The sequence below is a fragment of the Mangrovicoccus sp. HB161399 genome, from assembly GCF_013184745.1.
Taxonomy (GTDB): domain Bacteria; phylum Pseudomonadota; class Alphaproteobacteria; order Rhodobacterales; family Rhodobacteraceae; genus Mangrovicoccus.
Genome location: NZ_JAATVU010000186.1, coordinates 1 through 2569 on the forward strand (window position 1 = coordinate 1; position 2569 = coordinate 2569).

2 protein-coding genes are annotated in these 2569 nt (G+C 65.0%); both read right to left on the reverse strand.

Going from position 1 to position 2569, the window contains the following annotated elements; genetic code table 11:
- Positions 1-337 precede the first annotated feature (337 nt).
- Complete coding sequence (locus HCC78_RS32010; RefSeq protein ID WP_172332738.1) at positions 338-1537, reverse strand: IS91 family transposase; 1200 nt, start codon at positions 1535-1537, stop codon at positions 338-340.
- A 12-nt stretch (positions 1538-1549) separates the two neighbouring features.
- Positions 1550-2437: a site-specific integrase gene (locus tag HCC78_RS32015; protein WP_172332739.1), complete on the reverse strand. Its 888-nt coding sequence runs from the start codon at positions 2435-2437 to the stop codon at positions 1550-1552.
- Positions 2438-2569: the final 132 nt, after the last annotated feature.

The window sequence follows — 2569 nt, forward strand, 5'->3', positions numbered from 1 at the left end:
CCTGAAGGTTTTTCGATGCGGGCCGCGGCGCGACGTGGGCGGCCGGGAGGTGGCGGCCCGCGTTGACAAACCTCGGAAGGAGGAAGCCGCGGGGGTCTTGGATCAGGCTATGGGGAATGTGTTCGGAGGTTCGGAGCCACGGCTGGATCCGGGGCGCGGCTGAAGGCGAGCCAGATGGCTGATACTGTCGCGAACCCGGCCGAGGATCCCGACAAGGCTGCGCGTGTTGGAGCTATTGTCGGCCCTTGCCGCGCCGGAAGCAAACGAGCACACGCGGTTCGGGCCGGATCAGCGGGCTTTCCCCGGTGGTGAGCCGTGATGGATGACGGGCGACACGTCATGCGGCCTGGTCCCTTGGTGGCGCGCGCGACATCGGTATCTGCCCGCGCCTGAAGATCTCGATGATGCGCATGGGCCCGCCGCAGCAGGGACATGGCTCGCGCAGGGTGAGCGGAGCGATCTCGGTCTTGGGTTCCGGCGTGGCGACCCGGTCAGGCTGCTGGACGCAGAGCAAGGCGCGGATCTTGGTGATGTTGGCCTTTCGGGCCGAACTGGCCAGCAGGCCGTAGTGCCGGATGCGGTGGAAGCCATCGGGCAGGACGTGGATCAGGAACCTGCGGATGAACTCGGGCGTGGCCAGCCGCATGACCTTTTGCCGGTCGCCGGATTTGATGCGGTAGTCCTTCCAGTGGAAGGCGACGGTATGGGCATCGGCGCTGACCAGGCGCGCGTTGGAAATGGCGACGCGGTGGGTATAGCGGCTGAGATAGGCCAGCACGGACTTCGGTCCTCCGAAGGGCGGCTTGGCATAGACCACCCAGTCGGATTTACGGAACGGGGCGAGCCAGGCGCTGAAGGTGTCCGCGCTGGCCAGCTCGGCCAGATCGCCGAAGAAGGCCAGTTGACCGGCCCGGTGCAGATCCCTCAGCCCCTCCAGGAACAGGCGTCGGAACAGCCGCGACAGAACCCGCACATGCAGGAAGAACCCGGGGCGGCAGGCGATCCACTTCGTGCCGTCGGGCGACAGGCCGCCGCCCGGCACGATCATGTGGATGTGGGGATGATGCGTCAGCGCCGAGCCCCAGGTATGGAGCACGCTGGTCATGCCGACCCGCGCACCCATTCGCTTGGGGTCGGCCGCGATGGTTATCACCGTTTCCGCCGAAGCCTTGAACAGCAGCCCATAGACCGCCCGCTTGTTCCAGTAGGCGATCTGCGCGATCTCCGCCGGCAGCGTGAAGACGGCGTGGAAGTATTCCACGGGCAGCAGATCCTCGGCGCGCGCTGCCATCCAGTCCCGCGCCGCCGGTTCCTGGCACTTCGGGCAATGCCGGTTCTTGCAGGAGTTGTAGGCTATGTGCTGGTGGCCGCACGTGGCACAGCCCGCCACATGCCCGCCGAGCGCTTCGGTCCGGCAGGCCTCGATGGCCGACATCACCTTGAGCTGTGTCAGGCTGACATGCCCGGCATTGGCCCGCCGCCACGCAGGGCCGTACGCGCGGAAGATGTCAGCGATCTCCAGCTTGGGCCGGGGCATGCGCCCCGGGTGCTATTCCAACCCTCGTCGCAGGGTCTCGTCCTGAAGCATCTTCATCTGCTCGAAGGGGCTGACCGTCCCGCGGATCGTCTTGGTCGCCACATGGGTGTAGCGTGCCGTTGTCGTCAGCTTGGCATGCCCGAGCAGCACCTGTATCACCCGGACATCCGTATTGGCCTCGAGCAGATGGGTGGCGAAGCTGTGCCGCAATGTGTGCAATGTCGCGGCCTTCTTGATGCCTGCCATGTGCTTGGCCGAGGTGAATGCCCGGTTCAACTGACGCGGCGACAGCGGGTTGATCTTGGGCTTGCCGGGGAACAACCAGCCCTCGGGACGGGACTCGCGCCAATAATCCCGCAATAGATCCAGCAGGCTCGGCGAGAGCATGGCCTTGCGGTCACGTCCGCCCTTGCCGTCGTCGACATGGATCAGCATCCGGTCGCTGTCGATATCCTTGACCTTCAGGTTGCAGACCTCGGACGCGCGCAGCCCGGTTCCGTAGCTGATCCCGAGCGCTGCGCGATACTTGAGCCCCGGGCCCGGCACGGCGGCCATCAGATCTGCCACTTCCTCGACGCTCAGAACGACCGGCAACTTCCGCGGGTTGCGGTGGAACTGCATGAACCGCTTCATCTCGTCGCGTCCGCACGTGACACCGAAGAAGAACCGCAGCGAGATGATGCGCACATTGAACGTGCTGGCGGTCACCCCCTCTTCGGTCATCTTCAGCTGGTATGACCGAAGGTCCTCTGGCGTGGCTGTGTCGGGCGCCCTACCGAGGAAGGACGCGAAATGTTTCACATTCCGAATGTGGGCTTTCTGGGTCTTCTCGCACAACCCGCGGATGTTCATGTCCTCGATCATCCGCTGGCGCAGCGGCGTGGTCTTCTTCTCCTCCATTGGAACCTCCTGTCTGACGGTGGGAAGACCTCAATCGTCAGCCCAGAAGGGCCAGCCACATAGAAAACGCCGAGTTCACCAACCAACGCCAGCCACGAGCGCCATTGCCGCGGAGCGGCTTAGTCCATCCGG